Source organism: Pseudoalteromonas lipolytica (assembly GCF_001306915.1).
In the GTDB taxonomy this organism is placed as follows: Bacteria; Pseudomonadota; Gammaproteobacteria; order Enterobacterales; family Alteromonadaceae; genus Pseudoalteromonas; species Pseudoalteromonas simplex.
This window is the reverse complement of record NZ_LJTC01000013.1, coordinates 24,012-47,523: the sequence shown is the minus strand read 5'-3', so window position 1 is coordinate 47,523 and position 23,512 is coordinate 24,012. Positions and strand designations below refer to the sequence as shown.

Annotated in this window: 20 protein-coding genes; 11 read left to right on the top strand and 9 right to left on the bottom strand. The window is 41.1% G+C overall.

The window, feature by feature from the left end; genetic code table 11:
* Positions 1-65: 65 nt before the first annotated feature.
* Positions 66-653, bottom strand: coding sequence for an alpha-ketoglutarate-dependent dioxygenase AlkB family protein (locus tag AOG27_RS17430; RefSeq protein ID WP_054554276.1), 588 nt, complete (start codon positions 651-653; stop codon positions 66-68).
* Positions 654-694: 41 nt separating this feature from the next.
* Here AOG27_RS17430 and AOG27_RS17425 point away from each other — a divergent pair, with 41 nt between their 5' ends.
* From AOG27_RS17425 to AOG27_RS17410, 4 genes are read left to right on the top strand one after another with little or no spacing between them, the layout of a single operon-like run.
* The gene (locus tag AOG27_RS17425) at positions 695-1,828 is read left to right on the top strand and encodes a methyltransferase (protein WP_054554275.1); all 1,134 of its coding nucleotides are present in this window, start codon (positions 695-697) and stop codon (positions 1,826-1,828) included.
* Positions 1,829-1,841: 13 nt separating this feature from the next.
* Positions 1,842-2,393, top strand: coding sequence for a YajG family lipoprotein (locus tag AOG27_RS17420; RefSeq protein WP_054554274.1), 552 nt, complete (start codon positions 1,842-1,844; stop codon positions 2,391-2,393).
* Positions 2,394-2,395: 2 nt separating this feature from the next.
* On the top strand, positions 2,396-3,013 hold the full coding sequence (locus tag AOG27_RS17415; protein ID WP_054554273.1) for a peptidylprolyl isomerase: 618 nt from the start codon (positions 2,396-2,398) through the stop codon (positions 3,011-3,013).
* Between the two features lie 36 nt (positions 3,014-3,049).
* Positions 3,050-4,438, top strand: a complete 1,389-nt coding sequence (locus AOG27_RS17410; RefSeq protein WP_054554272.1) for an AmpG family muropeptide MFS transporter — start codon at positions 3,050-3,052, stop codon at positions 4,436-4,438.
* 108 nt (positions 4,439-4,546) lie between these two features.
* Here AOG27_RS17410 and AOG27_RS17405 read toward each other — a convergent pair whose 3' ends face one another.
* Positions 4,547-4,786 (bottom strand): helix-turn-helix domain-containing protein, encoded by a 240-nt coding sequence (locus AOG27_RS17405; RefSeq protein WP_054554271.1) that lies wholly within the window; start codon positions 4,784-4,786, stop codon positions 4,547-4,549.
* Positions 4,787-5,098: 312 nt separating this feature from the next.
* Between AOG27_RS17405 and AOG27_RS21645 the strand changes: the two genes are divergently transcribed.
* The gene (locus AOG27_RS21645; protein ID WP_171043836.1) at positions 5,099-5,272 is read left to right on the top strand and encodes a hypothetical protein; all 174 of its coding nucleotides are present in this window, start codon (positions 5,099-5,101) and stop codon (positions 5,270-5,272) included.
* 42 nt (positions 5,273-5,314) lie between these two features.
* Here the strand turns inward: AOG27_RS21645 and AOG27_RS17400 are convergent, their stop codons facing one another.
* The 3 genes from AOG27_RS17400 to erpA all read right to left on the bottom strand — a co-directional run bounded on the left by AOG27_RS17400 (position 5,315) and on the right by erpA (position 9,922).
* Positions 5,315-8,389: an efflux RND transporter permease subunit gene (locus tag AOG27_RS17400; RefSeq protein WP_054554270.1), complete on the bottom strand. Its 3,075-nt coding sequence runs from the start codon at positions 8,387-8,389 to the stop codon at positions 5,315-5,317.
* 2 nt (positions 8,390-8,391) lie between these two features.
* Positions 8,392-9,483 (bottom strand): efflux RND transporter periplasmic adaptor subunit, encoded by a 1,092-nt coding sequence (locus tag AOG27_RS17395; RefSeq protein WP_054554269.1) that lies wholly within the window; start codon positions 9,481-9,483, stop codon positions 8,392-8,394.
* 100 nt (positions 9,484-9,583) lie between these two features.
* Entirely contained in the window at positions 9,584-9,922 is a 339-nt protein-coding gene (gene erpA, locus AOG27_RS17390; RefSeq protein ID WP_036966451.1) for an iron-sulfur cluster insertion protein ErpA, read from the bottom strand.
* A 179-nt stretch (positions 9,923-10,101) separates the two neighbouring features.
* Between erpA and AOG27_RS17385 the strand changes: the two genes are divergently transcribed.
* From AOG27_RS17385 to AOG27_RS17360, 6 genes are all read left to right on the top strand, one after another.
* The gene (locus AOG27_RS17385; protein WP_054554268.1) at positions 10,102-12,477 is read left to right on the top strand and encodes a diguanylate cyclase domain-containing protein; all 2,376 of its coding nucleotides are present in this window, start codon (positions 10,102-10,104) and stop codon (positions 12,475-12,477) included.
* Between the two features lie 130 nt (positions 12,478-12,607).
* Complete coding sequence (locus tag AOG27_RS17380) at positions 12,608-14,290, top strand: chloride channel protein (protein WP_054554267.1); 1,683 nt, start codon at positions 12,608-12,610, stop codon at positions 14,288-14,290.
* Positions 14,291-14,310: 20 nt separating this feature from the next.
* On the top strand, positions 14,311-14,745 hold the full coding sequence (locus AOG27_RS17375) for a CopD family protein (protein ID WP_054554266.1): 435 nt from the start codon (positions 14,311-14,313) through the stop codon (positions 14,743-14,745).
* 104 nt (positions 14,746-14,849) lie between these two features.
* Positions 14,850-15,866, top strand: coding sequence for an aspartate carbamoyltransferase (locus AOG27_RS17370; protein ID WP_054554265.1), 1,017 nt, complete (start codon positions 14,850-14,852; stop codon positions 15,864-15,866).
* Positions 15,867-15,938: 72 nt separating this feature from the next.
* Positions 15,939-17,219 (top strand): glutamate-1-semialdehyde 2,1-aminomutase, encoded by a 1,281-nt coding sequence (gene hemL, locus AOG27_RS17365; RefSeq protein WP_054554264.1) that lies wholly within the window; start codon positions 15,939-15,941, stop codon positions 17,217-17,219.
* Between the two features lie 118 nt (positions 17,220-17,337).
* The gene (locus AOG27_RS17360) at positions 17,338-19,176 is read left to right on the top strand and encodes a methyl-accepting chemotaxis protein (RefSeq protein WP_152967168.1); all 1,839 of its coding nucleotides are present in this window, start codon (positions 17,338-17,340) and stop codon (positions 19,174-19,176) included.
* Here the strand turns inward: AOG27_RS17360 and mrcB are convergent.
* The 4 genes from mrcB to AOG27_RS17345 all read right to left on the bottom strand — a co-directional run bounded on the left by mrcB (position 19,160) and on the right by AOG27_RS17345 (position 23,475).
* Positions 19,160-21,484 (bottom strand): penicillin-binding protein 1B, encoded by a 2,325-nt coding sequence (mrcB, locus tag AOG27_RS17355; RefSeq protein WP_054554262.1) that lies wholly within the window; start codon positions 21,482-21,484, stop codon positions 19,160-19,162. The genes AOG27_RS17360 and mrcB overlap by 17 nt on opposite strands.
* A gap of 91 nt (positions 21,485-21,575) precedes the next feature.
* On the bottom strand, positions 21,576-21,737 hold the full coding sequence (locus AOG27_RS21300) for a YqaE/Pmp3 family membrane protein (protein WP_082401591.1): 162 nt from the start codon (positions 21,735-21,737) through the stop codon (positions 21,576-21,578).
* Between the two features lie 160 nt (positions 21,738-21,897).
* Positions 21,898-23,127: an ammonium transporter gene (locus AOG27_RS17350; protein WP_054554261.1), complete on the bottom strand. Its 1,230-nt coding sequence runs from the start codon at positions 23,125-23,127 to the stop codon at positions 21,898-21,900.
* Between the two features lie 9 nt (positions 23,128-23,136).
* A complete protein-coding gene (locus AOG27_RS17345; protein WP_054554260.1) occupies positions 23,137-23,475 on the bottom strand; it encodes a P-II family nitrogen regulator in 339 nt (112 codons plus the stop codon).
* Positions 23,476-23,512 lie beyond the last annotated feature (37 nt).

Below are 23,512 nucleotides of genomic sequence, written 5' to 3'. Positions count from 1 at the left end.
GACCTTTCATAAGAAAATAATTGCCAGCTACTATATCAAGGGCATGGCTCAATTTACCAATGATTTTATATAATTGAACGAAAGGTAAGATTAATTCGAGGGTGTTTGAGTCTTTGCTGCTTCGGCAAACTATGCTGGTAATCGCGCTGACTAAAACCATTCATGATTAAACAGCTACCACTTTGCAGCACAATGCTATATTGTTCATTTTTATATTTGTGCTTTATTTTAAATACACGTTCGGCCCCTAGTGATACAGACGCGATTGTTGGTTGTTCACCAAGTTCTTTCTCATCGTCACTATGCCAGCCCATACAATCATGACCATCTCGATACAAATTAACTAAAAGCGCATTAAATGGTATCTGCAAAGTTCTTGATAAGCGTACACGCATAGCATCAAGTATCTCTGGCCAAGGCTCAACGATTAATTTTGAACCCGAGTAACCATAATTTACGTTCTGATCAGCAATAAAGCATTGCAAACGCGGGATCACATGGCTTTTTCCGTACACTTTTATAGCCGGTTGCTGCCAATTGAGCTGCTGCTGAAGAAAGTAAAATAATTCGAGGCTTTTTTGCGCACTCAATGTATTGGCTTGGTAAGAAAACCCATCAGGTAGATGATTAGGGTTGGCGTTTGGCTGTTGCATGTTAGAATTTACCTATACATTAATACTTTCGTAAAATCATGATGACCACCCAAGCACAGCTCGGTGATAACACCTATACCCTAGAACGCTTTCCGTTAGATCAAAAAAATCGCAGTCTTCAAGCATGGGACTCAGGCGATGAGTACCTTGTCAATTATGTACAAGAGCACTACCCAGATGCAAATTCAATCCTGATACTCAATGACAGTTTTGGCGCCTTATCCTGTGCCTTTAATACGTTAACAGTTTATTCAGTTAACGACTCGTATATTGGTCATCAAGCTACCCGCTATAATTTACAAACCAATGAGTTATCAACAGATTCTTTAACGCAACTGGACTCGTTAGCAGCATTACCTAATCAGGTTGATTTAGTGATATTAAAAGTGCCACGCAATTTAGGCTATCTTCAGCATCAACTTGCCGCAATCAGTGCAGCTTTACCTGCTGACATTGATGTTATTGCAGCTGGAAAAACGAAAGACATTCATAACTCAACTATAAAGGCTTTTAGTCAGTATATCGGTGAAACATCAACCAGCTTAGCGGTTAAAAAGTCCCGCTTAATTATCAGTAAAACCAGTGGTCTTAATAAAGTAGCCCCCTTTCCTGTTAACTGGCCACTTGAAGGCAGTGAATTTGAAATTCAAAATCATGCCAATGTATTTTCTCGGGACTCATTAGATATCGGCGCGCGCTTTTTCTTTAACTATTTGCCACAAACAAGTAAAGCCCGCAGCATCATTGATTTAGGCTGTGGTAATGGTGTTGTTGGGTTGATGACTCTCAAACGTTGCCCTAAAGCCCATGTAACCTTCGTTGATGAGTCCTATATGGCCGTTGAATCAGCCAAATTGAACATAACTCACAATTTACCTGATCAATTAGACCAGTGTGAGTTTGTTCAAAACGACTGTTTAACCGATTTTCAACCTAACAGTGTTGACCTTGTTTTATGTAACCCACCATTCCACCAAGCGCAAGCGGTCACCGATCATATCGCTTGGCAAATGTTCAAACAGGCAAAACAAACATTAAAGCACGGTGGTGAATTAAGAATTATTGGTAATCGTCATCTAGACTATCATGAAAAGTTAAAACGCATGTTCGGCAATTGTAAGCTATTAGGATCTAATAAAAAGTTTGTCGTACTAAGTGCTACAAAGAATAATTAATGGAGCTAACTAAATGAAAAAAATACTTCCTTTATGCTTGCTAGCCGCCCTATCTGCGTGTAGCAATCAGCCAAATCAGTTAATTTTGAACCCCGTTTATCAAGGCGGGAAAATTTCAACTATTAACAGTAATGTTAGCACCAGCGTAATTGACTTACGTGGTGACAATGTGACTCTTAAAATCATTGGTTCAGACAAAGTAAAAACGCTTGCAAGCCCTGGAATAGCTGATTCTGTGAAAAGTGCCTTAGACAGTGCTCTGAGCCGAAATGGTGCAAACATTTCAAACTTAGCAACTACACGTTTTGAATTAGATATTCATAAGTTGCAAGCAACTGTCACCGAAAAGATGATGACGCACAGTAGTGCTGCAAATGTGGAGTTTGGTTTAAGAGTGATTAAAAGTACAAGTAACTTTAGTAAGATATACCGCGGCAACGCAAATCTTGAAGGACCACTCAGTCATGACCGTGCAAAAATAGAAGGTCAACTTAATAAGTTGACTGAACAGGTTATAACACGCATTGTATCTGACCCAGAATTAATCGCCTATTTAGAAGGTTAACCATGAAACGCATTTTATTACTTAGTTTTTTATTGTTTTTTGCTCACAGTTCATTCGCAGCGACTGAAGGTAAGTTTATTCAAAAAGACAATATGTTTCCACGCGTAGAAATTGTCACTACGCTTGGCAGTATTGTGGTCGAAATGGATCGTTCACGCGCACCAATCACAGTAAATAACTTTCTAACTTACGTTGCCGATGGTAGCTATCAAGGTAGTGTATTTCACCGTGTTGAACGTGATGAAGACAACGAACGTGATTTTGTAATTCAAGGCGGTGGTTACGATAAAGACTACGATGGTCTGTACGAAGGTGACCCTATTTTCAATGAAAGTGGCAACGGGTTAAAAAACGATATGTATAGTATCGCAATGGCATATCAAGACCGTAAACCACACTCAGGTACGCGTCAATTCTTCTTTAATATGGACGACAACGACCATCTTAATCCAGGTCGTGATTGGGGCTTTGCTGTATTTGGTATGGTCATGGATGGCTACGAAACTCTAGACAAAATCATGCGTGTCGAAACTGCTTTCAATGAAAAAATTGGTTACAGCTTTGTACCCAAAGATCCTGTTGTTATCTTAAACGTAAAAGTGCTTGACGCTAATCAATAATAAATAGGGGCGCACGCCCCTTAAACTGGCAACACTATGACAAAAACCCTTTCTTTTTCAGAGTATTTCTCATACTTCAAAGATAAACGTTTAATTAATATATTTATTTTTGGTATTAGCAGCGGCTTTCCGTGGGTATTGATTGGCTCTGTCATGTCGGCCTGGCTAAAAGATGAAGGCCTAAGCCGCAGCATGATTGGGTTGTTTGGCATCGTGTTTGGTGCATATAGCATTAACTTTTTATGGTCACCGCTCGTTGACCGTGTAAAGTTACCCTTTTTATTTAACTGGCTAGGCCAGCGCCGTAGCTGGATTTTACTCTGCCAGTCAGTCATTTTTATTGGAACCTTTTCGCTTGCAGGGCTCGATATCAAAGCCAACCTTTGGTTTGCTGCCGCACTGTGTTTAATGATTGCAATAGCATCTGCAACTCAAGACATTGCTATTGATGCATTTCGTATCGACACTTTGGCAGAAAATGAGAGCCATAAAGCCACCGCAGCGGCAGCAATGGCAACCTCAGGTTGGTGGAGCGGCTATGCTCTATTAGGCGCCCTACCGTTTTATATGGCCGACATTCCTTCAATTGATTGGCCACAAGTTTACTTTTTCCTATCTGTCGTGATGCTGCTATTAATGAGCAGCGTATTTTGGGCGAAAGAACCAGAATCAAATCGCGATGCAGTTCAAGCAGAGCTTGAGCAAACCTATCAACAAAAGCTGGCTGGTAGTACGCAAACTCGCTTTGCTAAAGTTATTGCATGGCTTGCTGTAACCGTTTTTGATCCTTTTAGAACCTTCTTCGCCCGTAACGGGGTAAAAACAGCATTGGCTTTATTAGCTTTTATTTTCTTATTTAAAATCGGCGAGGCCTTCTTAGGGCGAATGTCTATCGTGTTTTATAAAGAAGTGGGCTTCTCGAATAGCGATATTGCTACCTTCTCAAAAGTAGGTACGGCAGTACTTACTATCGCTTTCACCTTTCTAGGTAGTTTGTTTAACCAACGATATGGCATTGTTAAAGGCTTATTTATTAGTGGTATTGCGATGGCAGCCTCAAATCTCGCCTTCGCTTGGATTGCTATAGCAGGCCCTAAATTGAGCCTTTACGCGTTTGCAATCATTATTGATGGTTTTACACAGGCTTGGTCTCTGGTTGCCATGGTGGCGTTTATATCTATGCTTTGCGACCGAGCATTTAGTGCCACTCACTATGCGCTACTTGCTTCATTAGGTAATTTAGGTAGAACTTTACTTTCAAGTTATAGCGGCGTGGTCATTGATGACTGGTTAGGAGGAAATTGGGCGATGTTCTTTGTAGTGACAGCACTTATGGTTTTACCTTCATTAATTTTCTTATTTTTAATTAGGCATAAGCTTTATGCACTAGAAAACAACTATCATCAAAGGGATTTAACAAGTTAGATACGAAAGTAATTTTAGAGGAGAGATAAATGGTGAAATTTTAATAGCGCCTCCCTGCACTATTTGTATTACTTTAGTAGTGTCATTTCACCACAAAGCACTAAAAAATTATGCGTCTTTTAGCAAATTAAGACCTTCGTACGGGTCAACTTCTAAAGCATCGCAATAACGTATGAACTCAATAACATCTAGTCGACGTTCTTGGTTTTCAATTTTACCGATAAAAGAATGCGGCGTACCTAAAACCTGCGCAAGGCTACGCATTGTGTGACCTTTCTCGTGGCGTTTAGTTTTAAGCCATTTCGTTAATTTCGAGTTTTCTTCAGAAGAAACTGTTTTACCCATCATAAAATACATCTCCTACTAGATGATTTAAATTAATAAACTTAAGAGTGAAATTTGCCCGTCTCACTCTTGGATACATTATATACTAATAATTTTCACTTTGAATTATTAATTATACAAATGTCCACCTTTTAGGTATGGACCTTATTAGTATACATGTCTTAGTGTAGCTAAAATTAAAGCATGTGCTCTATAGTTAACTGGTTAACTGTACCAAAAAATTGATCAATTGGAAGTCAAACAAGATGAAAGTATCGCTTTAAATTCTGCATATTTATGCTTAAAGTGTACGTAAATACTGAAAAAGGCTAAGAAATGTTTCGTATATTATTTTTGTTGCCAATTGTACTGTGTGTAGCATGGTACCTATTTTTAAAACACAATCGAGTACCAATTAAGCAAGGTAAAAATGGCTTTGTATACATTTTGGTCGCATCAGCGCTAGTTTTAGGCTTCTTTTTACTGATGATTAAAGTGACCCAACACTAAGGTCACTCATTTTTAATTAATCGGTAACGAATTTACCTATTACTATCTACGACGATCTCGCAGCATTAACAAACACGGTGTAAGCACAAGTGTCAACACCGTGGCAAATGTTAAACCACCCGCAACGGCTGTTGCCAATTGCACCCACCACTGAGTAGATGGCGCACCAAAATCAATGTGACGGTTAAATAAATCAATATTCACTTGGAGTACCATTGGCATCAATCCCAAAATGGTGGTAACAGTCGTTAGCAATACCGGACGCAAACGCTGTGCACCGGTTCGCAAAATCGCATCTTTGGCAGCCAGACCTTGGCTTCGTAAAACATTATAGGTATCAATCAATACTATATTGTTATTAACCACAATACCTGCAAGCGAAATAACCCCAATACCTGACATCACAATACCAAACGGTTGCTGTAATACGATTAAACCTAAGAACACACCCACAGTTGAAAATAGCACAGCACTTAAAATCAAAAATGCTTGATAAAAGCTATTAAATTGCGTCACCAAAATGATACCCATCACAAATAGAGCAACCACAAAAGCCTGCTCAAGAAAGGCTTCTGATTCATCTTGATCTTCAGTTTCACCACGTACTTTAATTTTCACGCGAGGGTCTAATCCTTGCTCTTCTAATTGCGCTTGTAAGCGCGGCAATGCCTTGGCAAGTTGTTCACCCGGCTTCATGTCTGCATTAACGGTAACAACGCGCTGAGAATCTACACGACGGATAGTATCGACTTTAGGCGCTGCTTGACGCTCAACAAAGTGACTAATTGGCACTTGCCCGTGTATGGTTTTTACACGTAACGTTTCAAGACGTCCTAAATCACGTTTGTCATGGGGGAAACGAACGCGAATATCAATCTCGTCATCCACATCATCTGGACGGTATTCCCCTAATTTCAAGCCATTGGTAATAAGCTGAACATTTGCCCCTAACATACTGGCATCGGCACCAAAACGAGCCGCATCCGAACGGTTCAATTTAAGTTGCCATTCAATACCTGGTTTTGAAGCACTGTCATCAACATTTCGAAACGCGCCATCATTCTCGATAGCTTGCCTTACTCGTTTAGCTTCACTGTTAAGCACATCAACAAACCGAGAGCTCAGCTCAATGCTTAACGCTTTACCACCACCCGGGCCGTTTTCATCTTTACGAAGTTCAATTTCTACACCGGCATAACTTGCCGTGATTTCGTTAACTTGGCTGATAATATCTTCTGCGGGCGGACGCTCATCCCAATCTTTTAGATTCATTCTAAACGTGCCTACTTGATCTTTACCACCAGTACGGGCGTACAAGGTTTTTATACCTTCCACTTTTAGGATGCGCGACTCAATATCTTTCATGATCACGTCTTTTTCAAAGATGGATAAGTCACTGTAAGAACGTACTTTGATATTGACGCCATTTGGCTCAACATCAGGAAAGAACTCAACGCCAAGCTTAGAAATAGCAAAGGCAAAAAACACCAGAATAGAAAACACGATTGCAGCAGCAAGGCTCCACCAAGGACGCTCTGTTGCATAATCAAGCACTCGAATATAACGCCCTAGCATCCCTTTAATTTGCGTTAAATCGCCAGATTCTGCTAACTCTAAATCATGTTTTTGCTGCTCAGAAAGCGGCCTTGATTTACCTATTAGTCCACCAATAGTTGGTACAAACACCAGTGCCATAAGTAATGACGCAGACAAGGTAGCAATAAGTGTAATCGGCAAGTATTTCATAAACTCGCCCATCATTCCCGGCCAAAATATCAGCGGGGCAAAGGCCGCTAATGTTGTTGCCGTAGAGGCGATAATTGGCCATGCCATTCGTTCTGCAGCCAGTTTATATGCAACCTTGCGCTGTTTGCCTTCACTCATTGCTCTATCAGCAAACTCACTAACAACAATTGCGCCATCCACCAGCATACCGACAGCCATGATGAGCGCAAAGAGCACCACGATATTCACCGTTAAACCAAACACAGAGATCACTAAAATCCCCGTTAGGAATGAACCGGGAATGGCAATACCCACTAAAAATGCCGTGCGCGCACCAAGTACCGCCACAATAACGATAACCACCAATAATACGGCAGACAGCACATTATTTTGCAGATCAGAAAGCATCATCTTTACGTCTTTTGACATGTCGCCGGTGTAATCAACGCGTATATGATCAGGCCATATTTTCTTGGCCTCATTGACCACTTGCTTTACTTGATCGACCGTATCGATAATATTTTCACCAGCACGTTTTTTTACTTCCAGCGAAACCGCATGGCGGCCATTAATACGTGCGATTGAGGTTGGGTCTTTATACGCTCGACGAATTTTTGCTACGTCCATAAAACGTACCACCCTATCGCCAACGACTTTCACGGGTTGCTCCATGACATCCTGAATCGTCTCAAATACCGACGGGATTTTTACAGCAAAGCGTCCTTTACCAGTATCAAGTGTACCGGCAGCAACTAAGCGGTTGTTATTTGATAGCAGTTGAATGATGTCACTCGGTTCAAGACCATAAGAAATCATCGCCAGTGGATCGACCTCAATTTCGACCATGTCCTCGCGATCACCACCTACATCAACTTCTAATACGCTAGAAATGCTTTCTAGTTCATCTTTAAGATTACGAGCAAGGGTTAACAAACCTCGTTCTGGCGCATCACCGGACAAAGTTAATGTAATAGTCGGTTGCTCGTCTTCCATCAAAATTTCATGAACTTCTGGTTCTTCTGATTCAGAAGGCAGTTTCGCCTTAGCTAAGCTGACTTTATCTCGTACATCAGCTAAGGCTTCTTTGGGATCCATACCCGCGATAAATTCAAGGGTCACAGAGGCATGCCCTTCACTTGCCACCGCTGACATTTCTTTTACGCCTTCAATCGAGCGGAGCTCAATCTCCATTGGCCTAACTAATAGCCGCTCAGCATCTTCAGGGGAAATACCGTCATGAATAATCGACACATAAATAAAAGGAATGGTGACATCAGGATTCGCTTCTTTAGGGATGGTTTGATATGTCACCCAGCCCGAGATCAGCAACAAGATGAAAATAGATAAAACTGTACGCGTGTGAGTCAACGACGCTTCGATTAAGTTTTTCATACTTAGTTGCTCGTAGCTTCAGTAAACACGGGCTCAACTTTATCACCGGCACGCACAAAACCTTGACCAAGGGTAATGACATTTGCTTGTTCGCCTAAACCCCAAAGCCAAACCCCCTGCTCGGTACTTTTAGCCAGATTCACCGATTTAAACTCAACAATATTATCGTCATTCACGACTTTTACGCCGATATTACCTTGCTCATCAAGGGCCATAAAAGCTGGGCTTAATAACATTGCAGGCTCAGTTGGCAACTCAATATTAAGCTGAGTCGAAAAACCTGCTTTATATTTCATTCCTGGGTTTTCAAACGCTGCTTCAATACGAAATGTATTCGTGCTGTCATCAGCAACAGATGCAATATAACGAATACGACCAGGATAGGTTTTGTCATTTAAAACATGAGCAAAAGTAGCTTGCCCGACTTCTAAGCCTTGCACTTCTTTTTGGGTTGCATCGGCTCTAACAATTAACGGGTCTAAATCAGCGAGCTGTAAAATAGGGTCGCCTATGCCAACATAATCACCAATTTCGACTAAACGTTTGTTAATAACGCCATCAAAAGCAGCGCGTACTTCAGTGCGCTCTAGTTTTAATTCAAGGCTAACTAAGGTTGCTTTAGCCTGTTGCAACATAGCTTGCGCTTGCATGGTTAATACTTTGTTCTGTAAACCTTGCTGATTTAGCTTAAGGGCGCCTTCGTATTCAGTTTGATACTGTGCCACTAAGGCTTCTGCTGATGTAATTTGGGCGGCTAAATCAGACTTATCGAGGCGTAAAATAACCTGTTCTTGTTTTACAAACTGACCTTCTTCAACCAAGATTTCGAGTACTTGTCCTGCTTGCCTAGCGCTAATATTTGCGATTTTGTCAGGCTCTGATTTACCGTAAAAGGTCAGGTTTTTATTTATTTTCTTAGCAACTAATGACATCACCTGCACTTTAGGCAAGCGCTCTTGGGCTTGTTCTTTACTTTGCTGCGCGTTTTGATCTGCTTTGCTATCGCCGGATAGCATCCACAATATAATCACCAAAACAATGGCGATAGCTAAAATATAGGGTTTCTTTTCTATAGTTGTAGTTATATTTGGCAACGCAAAATTCCTTCTAATAATGCGTAAAATTTAGCAGAGGCAGGATATTATGAGAAGTTAAAGCAATAAAAAAGCCACATCAAGTGGCTTTCATAAATAATTAAACGCTGAAGCTGGCTCCGCAACCACAGGTTGTAGTTGCGTTCGGGTTATTCACAAAAAAGCGAGCCCCTTCAAGGCCTTCTGTGTAATCAACGGTACCATCAACTAGGTATTGAATACTCATAGGGTCAACAACTAGCGTTACACCATTTTTAACAATTTCTAAATCGCCAGGGTTAGCTTTTTCATCAAAAGTAAAACCATATTGGAAACCTGAGCAACCACCACCCGTAACGTATACACGTAGCTTTAGATCAGGATTTTCTTCTTCCTCGATTAACTGTTTAACGCGAACAGCTGCTGCATCGCTGAACTTGATTGGCAACTCATCTGACATACCAAAACCCTCAAAACCTATAATGGTCGCAATTATCTAATACCCGAGTATTTTAATCAAGTATCGCCTCCCATTGAAAATATTTTAGTATAGGATTGGCTAACATATTCGCATTGAACTAACATTTAATTGTAGTACTTTTTACCCATGTAAAAGTTATGCGATGAGGGACCATCACAGTGATAGATCATTTAAAGCTGCATTTCATTAGTCCAAGCTTAACTAGCTCGCAAACAATCCCTGCGCAGTACGATAGTTTACTCGTTTGCTTATCCGTACTTACTGCGGTCTTTGCTTCTTACATTTCATTTTTACTATCAGCAAAAATAAAAAGCTCTCAATTAAGAAATGAAAGCCTTGTATGGACTTTGTTAGCATCGTGCTTTTTAGGTATTGGTATCTGGGGTATGCATTTTGTAGGTATGCTCGCCTATAAACTTCCTATCGCTGTTGAATACAACATCACGGTCACTTTGATCTCTATTTTGCCAAGCGTTTTTGCAAGTTATATTGTTCTTTCCCCCACTATTGGGCGTGGCAAAGGGCTAGTTTTTCGAAGTGTACTTATGGGGGCTGGTATTGGTTGTATGCACTTTATTGGCATGATGGCAATGATGATGCCAGCCCACATGGCCTATGAACCTTGGTTATTTTCATTATCGATTTTAGTCGCAATTGTTCTTTCTGGCATTGCACTATGGATTAATGATTTTAGAAATGAGCGTGAGGTAAACCAAACACGTATAAACATTCTCGTTGCAGTCATTATGGGGAGTGCTATTTCAAGCATGCACTACATTGGTATGATTTCAATGACTGTATTTGAGACTGATTATACCATTTATACATCTGGCCATGATAACGCTGCGCTTGCAAAATTAATTATATCCGTCTTATTAGCCCTAAGTCTGTTTGTATTAGGAATTGTCGAACTTAGAGCACGAAGTTTACTATCAGCCAAACTTGAAGCCGTGCTGAATACAGTTCAAGATGTCGTTATTAGCTTTAATAACGTAGGAGTAATTGAATTCGCTAACCCAGCAGTTCTTCCTGTTTTTGGCTATGAACCAACCCACCTAATCGGTAAACATATCCACACTTTAATCCCAAAACAATCATCGCAGTTAGATGAGATATTCTGCGACCCACAGCAAAAAAAAGAAAACGTGAGTACAAATAAGAGCCGCCTATTAAAGGGGTTACGTAAAGATAAATGCTACTTTCCTATCACTCTCACAATTAGCTCCATTGGCAAAAAAGAAGCGGGCTCTTACGTTGCAACTATTAAAGACCTAAGCGACATTCAAAACCAAGAAGCGTTTACACAAACAATTTTCGATAACTTACCTATTATGCTGTTCGTAAAAGAGGCCGAGCATCTAACATTTAGCCATGTCAATAAAGCAGGTGAGCAACTTTTAGGTAAAACTAAAGAGCAACTCATTGGCTTAAATGACTTTGATATTTTTAGCGATGAGGACGCCGTGAATTTTATTCAAACTGATAGGGATGTACTAAAAAGTAACGAAACACTTTTTGTAACTGAGAAGCCTATGACCATAAATGGTCGAACGCATTATCTTCGAACCAGAAAGCTCGCAATTAGAGACGCTCAAGGAAAAGCTCGCTACTTACTGGATGTATCTGAAGATGTTACTGAATTAAAACAAGCAAAAACAGATCTTGAGAACTTACATCAACGGATGTCAATGGCTGCAGATGCAGCACACATTGGAATTTGGGAGTGGAACTTTGAAACCAATGAATTAATCTGGGATGACTGGATGCATACCTTGTTCGAAATTCCAAAAACATCTTTTAAAGGCAATTACTCAACATGGGCGAGCACCTTACACCCAGATGATTATGAGGACGTTACAAATAAGCTCAAGCTTTCGATACTAAACAATGAAGAATTTCATGCTGAGTTTCGTATCGTTTTATCTTCTGGCAGAACTCGCTATATCAATGCCGACGGAAGAATCCACGGAAAACGGATGATCGGCGTCAATTTTGATATTACCAAGCGGGTTTTGGCTGAGCAACAGATACGAATGTTGGCACAAACAGATCATCTTACCGGTCTTGCAAATAGAAGCGCTTTAAGTAAGTTTATTAATCATGAGTTTGACCGTGTTGAACGCACAGGTGGTAAGGTTGGTTGTTTATACTTTGACCTTGACAAATTTAAGCCCATCAATGACACCCATGGTCATTTAGTTGGTGATTTCGTGCTTGTTGAAATTGCTAAACGGTTACTTGAAACAGCCCGAAAAACAGATTGTGTTGCACGCATTGGGGGTGATGAATTTGTCATAGTCATTACTGATATAGAAAATCAAAATCAGATTGAGCGAGCTCTAACACGTTTTATTAACTCAATATCAACGCCAATTGCATCTGAGGTGGGTTATTTAAATGTAGGCGCAAGTGTTGGTTATGCTTTATATCCTGATGATGCAAAATCACTTGACGACTTATTAAATAAAGCTGATGAGCGCATGTACAAGCAAAAACATAACTCTCCTATGACAGTGATAAGTATGCAACCATAACCTTGGCTCAGTCATTAAACATTATAATCTGCTCGATTTTCCCAAAAAGAAGATAAAAATATAAAATGCCAACGACTTAGTGAGTTTGATTTGGTAAACTGCGGCTCAAAAGTGCTGTGAGGAAATATGCATGTGGCTTGAGAGACTAAGACGTCGACTAGCAAAGCCTAAAACATCTGTGCAATTGTGCTTACTTGGTGTGAGTGCAGGGTTAATTGCGGCAGTGCTGATCATATTCTTTCGCCTTACAATCATGTTTTTCCAAAGCTTATTCTTAGAAAAGCCTGATGACTTTTCTACGCTTCCTACTCTTGAACGTGTTTTATTACCAGTCGGCGCAGCCTTATTAATTGCCCTTTTTGCAGCTTCAACTGGATTTAAACATTATCGACTTGGTATTCCATTTGTCATTCATCGAATAAAAAAATACTACGGTCATATGCCACTCTATAACACGGTTAACCAATTTGTTGGTGGTGCTTTAGCCTTGATCAGTGGTTTTTCGGTGGGCCGAGAAGGCCCGTCGGTACATATGGGTGCAACAGGTGCCAGTTTACTGGCCGATAAACTACACCTTCCACACAATGCAATGCGTACCCTCACCGGTTGTGGCGTTGCAGCCGGAATTGCAGCCTCATTTAACACCCCACTTGCAGCCGTTATCTTTGTTATGGAGGTGGTGCTTAGGGAATATAAAGTGCATATTTTTGTGCCCATTATGCTCGCTGCGGTTACTGGTGCTTTAGCCACTCAGTTTGTATTTGGTGATGCTTCAGAGCTTGCGCTTATCACCATGAACCCATTGAGTGGCTGGCATTACCCATTTTTAATCATATTTGGTATGGCACTAGGGGCTGTTGCCTATGCGTTTAACCAAAACTTGATGCTTATAATCCGCACTTTTAAACCGCTTAGCATGTTTCCTCGCCTATTACTGGCAGGGTTAATTGCAGGGTTAATTGCTTATATGGTTCCTCATGCAATGGGTTCAGGTATGAGCGCCATCACTATTGCTATTGAATCACCAGATGATGTGCAGTTTTTAACAACCATCTTGATTGCCAAATTACTCGCCACCTTATTTGCCATTGGTTTAGGTATTCCAGGTGGGATCATCGGCCCTGTTATTGGGCTTGGGGTATTAATGGGCACCTTAATGGCCTTCTTTGCGCAGTTTATTAGCCCAGGAGTAGATATCACAGGTACCTACAGCATGCTTGGCATGGCAGGGTTATTGGCCGCTACATTACACGCACCACTTGCTGCACTCACTACGGTTATGGAGTTAACCTCAAGCCCCGAGATCATTGTGCCAGCCATGTTGGTGATCTCAACGGCTTATGTCACAGCATTACAGTTTTTTGGTAACCGCTCTATTTTTATGCAGCAACTTGACTTCCAAGGGCTTGAGTATCAAATATCGCCTGCCACAGAAGCATTACAAAAAGTAGGCGTGATGGATGAAATGGATGAGCAGTTCAAACTGCTTTACAGTGACGACAAACAACAAATTAAAGAATCGCTCGATGCCCTTGATAGCCAAACCCCGCTGATTGTTCATGATGAAGAGAATGGCTATCGTCTTGCTGAATATGATTTAAGTTTGATGTCTGACCAAGAAAGTAACATCAAATATATCAGCCTTGCCGGCCTTAGTAGCCAAGCAACATTAGCCGATGCTTTTGACTTACTAAAAGATAAACGCAGCGGTGCGGTGTATATTTACAACCTACTTGATAACCAACAGATTATGGGCCTTTTGCGTTGGGACCAAATCAGACATATTCTTACCATACGCAATAGTTTGTTATAACAATTAAAATGGATGCTTAAATGACTGCGCTATTAGTTTATAAAACCTTCCACGTATTTTTTATGATTGCTTGGTTTGCCGGTATTTTTTACCTGCCACGTCTTTTTGTTTACCACGCAATGAGTGAAGAAAAAGCCTGTAACTCAATGCTGAAAGTAATGGAACGCCGCTTACTGTTTTTTGTGACGCCGTTTGCCGTTTTAACATTGGTATTTGGCTTACTGACCATTTTTGAATATGGTCGTGATTGGTTTAGATACAGCATGTGGCTGCACTACAAACTGGTGTTAGTAATTATCCTTTATATATATCATGGCTATTGCTTTAAATTACTGGCTGACTTTAAGCATGATCGCAATACTCGTAGCGATCGCTTTTACCGTATTTTTAATGAAGTTCCGGTACTCATCCTTTTAGCTATAGTGGCACTGGCAATTATTAAACCTAACTTATAATTTGCTGCTGTGAACGTTAAAAATTTGCTATAGTACTGCGCAAATTTATGCGGCCTCCCATACCGAGTGCCAGCGCCCTATAAATATGATTAGGAACAAACCCCATGCTAAGTTTCCAAGGTGAAAATATCCTGTCGGTCAATCAGCTTGATCGAGATTGTATTGAACGTATTTTTGCAGTTGCTAAGAAAATGGAGCCTTATGCTAAAAAGCAAAAGCGCACCAATGTTTTAGAGGGCGCAATTTTAGCGAACTTGTTCTTTGAACCAAGCACGCGTACTCGCGTAAGTTTTGGTACAGCATTTAACTTACTAGGTGGTTTGGTTCGTGAAACAACAGGTATGCAAAGCTCGGCGCTTGCAAAAGGTGAATCTTTGTATGATACCGCTCGCGTTATCTCAGCGTATGCAGATGCAGTCGCAATGCGCCACCCTGACGCAGGATCTGTTGCTGAGTTTGCCACTGGGTGTGACGTGCCAGTGATTAATGGCGGTGACGGCCCAAATGAGCACCCAACACAAGCCCTACTGGACTTACTAACAATTGAGCGTGAACTAGGTCGCTTCAACCAAAGCATCGACGGTATGCACATTGCCCTAGTAGGTGATTTAAAATATGGCCGTACTGTGCACTCTTTATCTAAATTACTTTGTCATTATAAAGACGTTAAGTTCTCTATGGTGGCACCTGATGGCTTACAAATGCCAGACTACATTTTAGATGCTGTAGATAACGCAGGTCATAAAATTCAAGTAGTCGATAAGATGGAAGGCAACTTGGCGGCCGATATTGTGTATCAAACCCGTATCCAAGAAGAACGCTTCCCTTCACAAGAAGAAGCTAACAAATACCGTGGTGGTTTCCGTATCAGCCAAGCAATTTACAACGCACACTGTAAGCCAAACTCAGTATTGATGCACCCACTCCCTCGTGACAGCCGTTTAGAGGCAAACGAGCTAGATAACGATTTAAATAGCAACGACAACCTAGCAATTTTCCGCCAAGTGCAAAATGGCGTGTTAATTCGCATGGCGTTGTTTGCTCTAACCTTAGATGTTGCCGACAAAGTTGAGCAATATGAAGTCGACGTGCCTTGGTTTAGCCGTAAACGTAATAGCTAACTTGCTTCGTTTTGGGCTCTTTGAGCCCTCGCAAACCAACTCATTTAACGTGACAACCCAATAGGACTATTCATGACAATTAGCCAAGATCTTTTTAATCGCGCGCAAGAATCAATCCCAGGCGGTGTTAACTCACCAGTTCGTGCCTTCAATGGCGTTGGCGGTACTCCTTTATTCATCACTAAAGCTGAAGGCCCTTTTACCTTTGATGCTGATGGTAACCGTTATATCGATTACGTTGGTTCATGGGGACCCATGATCATGGGCCATAACCACCCAGCTATTAAGCAAGCGGTATTAGAAGCCGTAGAAAATGGCTTAAGCTATGGTGCGCCAACCGAAACTGAAATCTTAATGGCCGAAAAAGTAAAAGAGCTAGTACCATCAATCGAAAAAGTACGTATGGTAAGCTCAGGTACTGAGGCAACAATGAGTGCAATTCGCTTAGCACGTGGTTTCACTGGCCGTGACAAAATCTTAAAGTTTGAAGGCTGTTACCACGGTCATGCAGACTCACTACTAGTAAAAGCAGGCTCAGGCGCACTGACTATGGGTGTACCAAATTCACCAGGTATTCCTGAAGACTTTGCTAAACACACCTTAACTGTGTCGTTTAACAACCTTGATGAAGTAAAAGCAATTTTCGCAAAATATGCTGACGACATCGCTTGTATCATCGTTGAGCCTGTTGCTGGCAACATGAACTGTATTCCACCTGTATCAGGCTTCTTAGAAGGTCTGCGTGAGGTGTGTGATGAATACAAATCTGTGCTTATTTTTGATGAAGTAATGACAGGTTTCCGTGTTGCTTTAGGTGGCGCACAGGCTTATTACAACATCAAACCAGACCTAACCTGTTTAGGTAAAGTGATCGGTGGCGGTATGCCAGTGGGTGCATTTGGCGGTAAGAAAGAAATCATGGATTACATCGCACCTGTTGGTCCAGTTTATCAAGCGGGCACATTATCAGGTAACCCAATTGCCATGGCTGCCGGTTTAAAATCTTTAGAGCTTTTAAGTGCTGACGGCCTGCACGACGAGCTTGAAGCAAAGAGCAAAGCAATTTGTGAAGGCTTTGAAGCCGCTGCGAAAAAAGCAGGTATTGCACTTACAACAAACTACGCAGGTGGTATGTACGGTTTCTTCTTTACTGATAAAGAAAAAGTAACTAGCTACCAACAAGCGACTGAGTGTGATTTAGAACGCTTCAAAAAGTTCTTCCACTTAATGCTAGAAGAAGGTGTTTATCTCGCTCCTTCGGCGTTTGAAGCAGGCTTTGTGTGCGCTGAGCACTCTGAAAAAGAGATCAACGACACCATTGCAGCCGCAGAGCGCGCATTCGCGAAGCTGTAAAAAGCTATTATTTTGAAAAAGCCCTCACATGAAAGTGTGAGGGCTTTTTTTATTTGAATGAAAATATCTTATTTTTCGGTCTATTCTTTTTATACTAGTATTGTTTAGCGAGAAAACTGTGAATAGACTCATAATACCTGCTGTTAATTTAATGGCACAACTTAAGTACAAACATAAAATTACTTTATTGTTTAGTTTATTAGTTTTTCCTCTGTGTCTGAGCTTATTTTTTCTAATCAGTCTGTTAAATGAAAATATCCAAGTTTCAAAACAACAATACAAAGGCATCAGTAGTTACCGCTTGCTGTTATCGTATCTTGTCGATAACAAGCAACAAGCCATGCTGAATTCCGCCCAAACTTTAGGTTATGCTCACAATGCATCGAGTGAAGAAAACATACTTGAAACAGTATCAATTGAGTCGCAATTAGCTGTTAGTCAAAACCTCACTATTAATTACTTAAATCGTACTTTAGTCACCCATTTGCCTAACTTGATTTACCATCTTAATAGCACCTACCAAAGTGCTGAAAAAGTATTAAATCAAGGTAAGTTTACGCCAGAAAGCTTTATTGCTTTATCAAACCAAATTAAAGCGATGCCCCAGTTATCTGGGCAATTTAAAGATGCGTTATCCATCGCCTTCCAACAAGACCATAAAATAAAAGAGCAACTATCTCCAAGTGCTGAAACATTACTAGAAAACATATCTCAGTTTTCGCAACAAGTTAACCAAAGGCTGTTGGAGCCTGATACGATAGAATTAAGCAAAGCACAATTTTTGAGCCTTAAAGCGAATCTAAACCAAAGTATAGATGAGTACATTGCTGACACTGAGCCTGCCCTTACGAGTATCATTAGTTATAAGCTAAACAATGAACAATTCATTTTGTACCTTGTTATCGCTGCGGCTCTATTATCTTTAATAATAGCCAGTTACTTGATGCTTGGATTTTATCGTTTAGTAGTTGATACCCTGAAGCTTTTTTCAGAAACCGCTAACAGTGCCGCGCAAGGTAATATCTCTGCGCGTTTAAAGTTAACAGGTAAAGATGAGTTAACCTCAATAGGAAAAGAGTTTAATCATGTATTGGCATCATTTTCTTTGATGGTAAATGAAGTCAAGCACACTACGAGCAGTGTAATAACAACCACAGATACAGTGACGAGTCACTCTGAGAAAACCAGTCAAGATGTACAAGTTCAGCAACAAAGAGTGTCAACTATTAGCCAAGCTTTATCAGAAATGAGCCAAGCTGCCGAACATGTCGAGGTGTCTGCCTCTCAAGCCGTTGATTTAGCTTCATCTGCAGCCAAAAAAGTACAAAAAGGTGCTGATGAAAGCGCACATTTAGCCACGCACATGAGTCATTTACAACAAGAGTTCAACGAGGGTCTTGCTGCCTTAGAGTTACTTGCTAAAGACAGCCAAGCGATTAGTAGCGTGAGTAATGGTATAAATGAAATTGCCGAGCAAACCAACCTACTAGCTTTGAATGCTGCGATAGAAGCAGCTAGAGCTGGTGAACAAGGCCGAGGCTTTGCGGTTGTTGCAGATGAAGTAAGAACCCTTGCAAAACGCACTCAACAACAAACTCATGAGATCCACCAAATTATTAATTCACTTCAATCCGCAACAAAGCTAACACAAGATAAAATGCAAGCAAGCGTAGAGAAGATGGAACAAGGTTCACAAAGTGCAGAGCACACTAAAAATAATTTATTAGCTGTCGCAGCATCAATGTCTGATATTGGCATGCAAGGAAAGCAAATAGCAGTTCAAGTCAGTCAGCAAGGCACTGCAATTCAAAACGCTTTACACCACGCTGAAGATGTCAGTGAACTTGCCAGAGACACAGAGAAAAGTGCACTTATGGCAATGAATAGCGTACAAAATTTAGCTCAACTGTGTGTTGAGCTAAATGATTCAATGGCCAAGTTTAGCGCTGACAATTAGGTCTCGGCTCAAACTCGCTTGCACGTATAGGTAGCTGCACCACTTTGCCACAACCCGGAGGCGCTTGCAGACCAGTTTCTTCATTAATAAAGGCCCAACGGATAGATGCAGGACGAGTATCTGCTATAGCTTCAGGGTTGAGTGGTTTAAGGTAACGAATGTAGGCCTCTAGTGCGCCAACACTGCCTGTTAAACCTGTGCTCTTGTTATCGTCGCGGCCAATCCATGCAACGGTCACGGTGTTTTGGTCAAAACCGGCAAACCAGCTATCGCGTAATTCGTTACTGGTGCCTGTTTTACCGGCAAGCTGAATTGATGGGAAATGAGCATTTAGGCGTTTAGCCGTGCCATCTTTAGTCACGCGCTTCATTGCATACTTAGTCATGTAGATTGATGCGTCATCAAAGCGTTTTTGTGAGCTGACATCATGCTTGTAAAGCACTTTACCTACTGAGTCTGTAAGGGCTGAGATAGACGTTAATTCACGGTACTGACCATCAGCAGCAAGCGTTGTATAAAGCTGCGCTACTTCAAAACTTGAAAGCTCAAGTGCACCTAAAAGTAACGACGGATATTGATCAATACGCCCTTCTACACCTAAACGCTTCAAGGTATCAGCGACTTTATCAACTCCAACATCAAGACCCGTGTTAACGGCTGGGATATTAATACTGTTACTAAATGCTTTATAAAGAGGCATAGGGCCGCGGAACTGCTTGTCGAAGTTCTCAGGTTGCCACACTTTACCCTGCTCATTAGTCACTTGCAGCGGTGAGTCATCCACCAACGTGGCAACATTAAACTGACCACTTTCAAATGCCGATAAATAAACTGCTGGCTTAACTAATGAGCCAATATTACGTTTGGTATCAAGCACACGGTTAAAACCAAAATAACGTACGTCACGGCCTGCAACTAATGCCGACACCCCACCTTTTTCGACATTAACAGAAATCATCGCAGCCTCAAGCTCTTCTGTTTTAGGGCGTCTTTCTAGATAAGGTAGACTTGCCTCAACAGACTCTTCCATGGCCGTTTGCTTTTGTAAGTCAAAATAAGTGAATACACGCACCCCAGCATCTAACACCTGCTGATCAGGTAGTAGGCGCTTTAATTCTCGGTTAACTAATTCTAAGTAACCCGGATACGACTTTTGCAAGCTGTCTTTCATTGGTGCAATATCAATAGGGCGCTTTAATGCTGCGCGGTACTCACGGGTATCAATTAGCTTGTTTTCAACCATTAAGCGCAGCACTAAATCACGGCGCTCCATTGCGCGCTCACTATAACGGCGCGGATTATAGTACGATGGCCCTTTTACCATAGCGACTAATAGCGCGATTTGGTCGTATTCAAGCTCATCCACAGGCTTTGAAAAATAAAACTCAGCGGCAAGCCCCATACCGTGAACACCTTGATTGTAAGACTGACCCAAATACACTTCATTCAGATAGGCTTCTAAAATTTCATCTTTGCTGTAGCGGTAATCTAATATCAAGGCAATAAGCGCTTCATTAAACTTACGCACCAGTGAACGCTCACGGGTAAGGTATATATTCTTTGCTAATTGCTGGGTTAAAGTACTGCCCCCTTGCACTGTACGTCCGGCTTTAATATTGCTGTATAAAGCGCGCATAATTGACCACACAGATACACCATGGTGTTGATAGAAATTGCGATCTTCAACCACCAGCAAGGTATCTTTTAGCATCGGCGGAAATTTATCTAGCGGCACAAACTCGCGATCTTGTTTTGAATCATTACCAATGCGAGCTATTTGAACCGGCTCTAATCGAGCATTGTTTAAACGGCGGCCAAACTTATCTTTGATAGTTGCTAATTTCTGCCCTGAAAAACGCAGCTCAATAACGTGTGCATCTTCAAGGCCATCATAAAACTCAAACTCGCGACGGTACACTTTAATACTGTTTGCTGATTTAACATACTGACCTGTACGGCTTAGTTTATTCACAGATGAGTAATTTAAACGGTTTAACTCCCAAATAACCTCTTGCTGAGACAAATACTGCCCGGGATAAAAGCTCATTGCGCGGGCATATACTTGTGCAGGTAACTGCCATTTATTGCCTTCAAATTGGCGAGTGATTTTTGCATCTAAATAAATTAGATACAGCACCATGGCAACTATTACTGCGAGTGAAAGCTTCCAAAAAATTGACCAAAGTTTTCTCAATAAACTTGTTTTAGCAGGCACTTGAGGTGTGCGTGAGCGCTTAGCAGTAGTTTTTTTTGATGCCGCTTTAGGTTTGCTAGACGACTTTTTTGCAGGAGTTTTTTTATCAGCCATTGAGTTCGCTATTGGTCAGTTAATTTTACAGGATTAAGCCCTAAACAGCGCAATATTAACACCTGTAAAATTAACAGTCACTTAAACTCGACTAGCGTGTACACAACCAAAGAGAGTGGATCACTGCAGGTATAAAAAAGATAAAGCATAAAATAATGTTAATTACTAAGTCTTTACCAGCACCCGCTTTCAAAAATACCGCTACAGGCGGTAAAAACAGCGAAATAATTATAAGCAAGAGTTTGTTATCCATCATTTTTCCTTATTGATTCAGAATTAAAAGCATAGTCAAAAAACGACTATTTCGCCTATCAGAAAAGACTTATTTAAACGCAAAAAAGCCCTACCTAAGTAGAGCTTCGATTTGAACACACAATGATATTTTTATGTGCGTGCTATTGCACGAACTAAGATTAGTTACTGCGAACTGAAACAAACTCAGGGTAAGCATCAATACCACAGTCATGTTGATCCATACCGTTTAGTTCTTCTTCTTCGGTAACACGGATACCCATGGTATTTTTCAGGATTGCCCATACGATTGATGACGCGATGAATACAAATCCTAAGATACATACTAAGCCAATTAATTGATTAACAAAGGTTGCATCAGAGTTTGAAAGTGGCACTAGCATAATACCTAATGCACCACACACACCGTGTACAGAGATAGCACCTACAGGGTCATCGATTTTCGCTTTATCAAGTGCAACGATGCTAAATACAACCAGTGAGCCACCTAATAGACCAAGTAAACAAGCAAGTAATGGTGTTGGTGATGCTGGCTCAGCAGTAATCGTTACCAGACCTGCTAATGCACCATTTAGAACCATTGTTAAGTCAGCTTTACCCCATAACACTTTACATACAAATAGTGCTGCGATTGCGCCACACGCTGCTGCTGCGTTAGTGTTTAAAAAGATTTTGCCAACTGCTGTTGCGTTTTCAGCGTCAGAAACAAGTAGTTGCGAACCACCGTTGAAGCCGAACCAACCCATCCAAAGAATTAATGTACCCAATGTTGCTAACGGTAAGTTAGAACCAGGAATTGGGTAGATTTCACCATTTTTACCGTATTTACCTTTACGCGCACCTAAGAAAAGCACACCTGCTAGCGCTGCCGCAGCACCTGCACCGTGAACGATTGCAGAACCAGCGAAGTCAACAAAGCCCATTTCTGATAAAAAGCCCGCGCCCCACGTCCAGTAACCTTCGATTGGGTAGATGAAACCGGTTAAAATAACAGTAAAAATTAAGAATGCCCATAACTTCATACGCTCTGCAACCGCACCAGATACGATTGACATAGCTGTTGCTACAAACACAACTTGGAAGAAGAAATCAGACTCTAAAGAGTGATCTGCATCAGCAGCTTGCGTGCCGATTAATGCGCCAAATGAAGGGATGAAACCACCTTCTGCGTTATCAACATACATGATGTTGTAACCCACTAATAAAAACATAGTGCAAGCAATAGAAAATAGTGCAACGTTTTTAGTTAGAATTTCTGTAGTATTTTTTGCACGAACTAAACCTGCTTCAAGCATAGCGAAACCAGCCGCCATCCACATTACTAAAACACCCGACATCAAAAAGTAAAAAGTGTCGAGTGAGAACTTCAACTCTACGATAGTGTTTTCCATAATTCCCCCTTAAATTGCTTCTTCATCAAGTTCGCCCGTACGGATACGAACGATTTGGTCTAAGTCGTAAACAAAAATTTTGCCGTCACCAATTTTGCCTGTTGAAGCAATTTTTGTGATGGTTTCAACAACGCGTTGACAATTTTCGCTACGAGTTGCAATTTCAAGTTTGATCTTTGGAATAAAATCGACTTGGTATTCAGCTCCACGATATAGCTCAGTATGACCACGTTGACGGCCAAAGCCTTTAACGTCGACAACTGTCATCCCCTCAATGCCTAAATCAGCCAATGCTTCACGCACATCATCAAGTTTGAATGGCTTTATTATTGCACTAATCATTTTCATAGTGGCCCCCTTCGGACGCTTATTGTTATCCTGTTGA

Bases quoted from the DNA above. Each gene is read 5' to 3' on its own strand.
- AOG27_RS17350 (WP_054554261.1), bottom strand. From the start codon at position 23,127: ATGGAAAACACTATCGTAGAGTTGAAGTTCTCACTCGACACTTTTTAC.
- AOG27_RS17345 (WP_054554260.1), bottom strand. From the start codon at position 23,475: ATGAAAATGATTAGTGCAATAATAAAGCCATTCAAACTTGATGATGTG.
- AOG27_RS21300 (WP_082401591.1), bottom strand. From the start codon at position 21,737: ATGGATAACAAACTCTTGCTTATAATTATTTCGCTGTTTTTACCGCCT.
- erpA (WP_036966451.1), bottom strand. From the start codon at position 9,922: ATGTCAGATGAGTTGCCAATCAAGTTCAGCGATGCAGCAGCTGTTCGC.
- AOG27_RS17380 (WP_054554267.1), top strand. From the start codon at position 12,608: ATGTGGCTTGAGAGACTAAGACGTCGACTAGCAAAGCCTAAAACATCT.
- AOG27_RS17400 (WP_054554270.1), bottom strand. From the start codon at position 8,389: ATGAAAAACTTAATCGAAGCGTCGTTGACTCACACGCGTACAGTTTTA.
- AOG27_RS17410 (WP_054554272.1), top strand. From the start codon at position 3,050: ATGACAAAAACCCTTTCTTTTTCAGAGTATTTCTCATACTTCAAAGAT.
- AOG27_RS17370 (WP_054554265.1), top strand. From the start codon at position 14,850: ATGCTAAGTTTCCAAGGTGAAAATATCCTGTCGGTCAATCAGCTTGAT.
- hemL (WP_054554264.1), top strand. From the start codon at position 15,939: ATGACAATTAGCCAAGATCTTTTTAATCGCGCGCAAGAATCAATCCCA.
- AOG27_RS17405 (WP_054554271.1), bottom strand. From the start codon at position 4,786: ATGATGGGTAAAACAGTTTCTTCTGAAGAAAACTCGAAATTAACGAAA.
- AOG27_RS17415 (WP_054554273.1), top strand. From the start codon at position 2,396: ATGAAACGCATTTTATTACTTAGTTTTTTATTGTTTTTTGCTCACAGT.
- AOG27_RS17420 (WP_054554274.1), top strand. From the start codon at position 1,842: ATGAAAAAAATACTTCCTTTATGCTTGCTAGCCGCCCTATCTGCGTGT.
- mrcB (WP_054554262.1), bottom strand. From the start codon at position 21,484: ATGGCTGATAAAAAAACTCCTGCAAAAAAGTCGTCTAGCAAACCTAAA.
- AOG27_RS17430 (WP_054554276.1), bottom strand. From the start codon at position 653: ATGCAACAGCCAAACGCCAACCCTAATCATCTACCTGATGGGTTTTCT.
- AOG27_RS17425 (WP_054554275.1), top strand. From the start codon at position 695: ATGACCACCCAAGCACAGCTCGGTGATAACACCTATACCCTAGAACGC.
- AOG27_RS17375 (WP_054554266.1), top strand. From the start codon at position 14,311: ATGACTGCGCTATTAGTTTATAAAACCTTCCACGTATTTTTTATGATT.
- AOG27_RS21645 (WP_171043836.1), top strand. From the start codon at position 5,099: ATGTTTCGTATATTATTTTTGTTGCCAATTGTACTGTGTGTAGCATGG.